At 58.4% G+C, this 462-nt stretch carries 1 protein-coding gene; it reads left to right on the top strand.

Annotated features, from left to right (window positions below; genetic code table 11):
* Positions 1 to 448, top strand: a 448-nt coding sequence (locus RVY79_RS17350) for a hypothetical protein (protein WP_317465726.1), incomplete at its 5' end; no start/stop codon positions are given.
* Positions 449 to 462: the final 14 nt, after the last annotated feature.

Genomic DNA, 462 nt, shown 5'->3' with positions numbered 1-462 from the left:
CGACCGAGCAGGGCATGCGAAGCTCCTCGCAGTCAAGCCGATTGGTGCGGAGCCCGTGGTATCGCCGCTTGACGGTACGTTGGAGTTCGACGCTCACCAGTTTGGCGCCATACTCGACGCAAGCGAACCTGACACCATCTTTAGCGCGCTCTCGGAAACGACGCCTGAACTGATTGCGGATCGGCGCCGGTCCGACTTGTATCAGACTCTGACACAGGCATTGGCGCACGCAACCGAGCTCCACGTTACGCAGGCGCCTGATCGGCTGCAGTTTGCTGTGTTGAGCGTATACAGCGGCGAGGAGTTCTATCGCTTACCGGTGTTGGCAGAAACTTGGAATGAGGTTGCTCAAGGCGCAAGCCTCAAGGAATGCATGAAAGCGTGGTCGCCAGAAATCTGGAAAGTGCTGGAGCCCAGAGAAGTCGACACTGCGGCGTCCGACGCGTAGGAATGTGATTGACG

Origin of the sequence: Chromohalobacter sp. HP20-39 (assembly GCF_033052815.1) — a bacterium.
Classification (GTDB): domain Bacteria; phylum Pseudomonadota; class Gammaproteobacteria; order Pseudomonadales; family Halomonadaceae; genus Chromohalobacter.
Note: the sequence above shows the minus strand (reverse complement) of the source record. Positions and strands in the feature narration are given on the sequence as shown.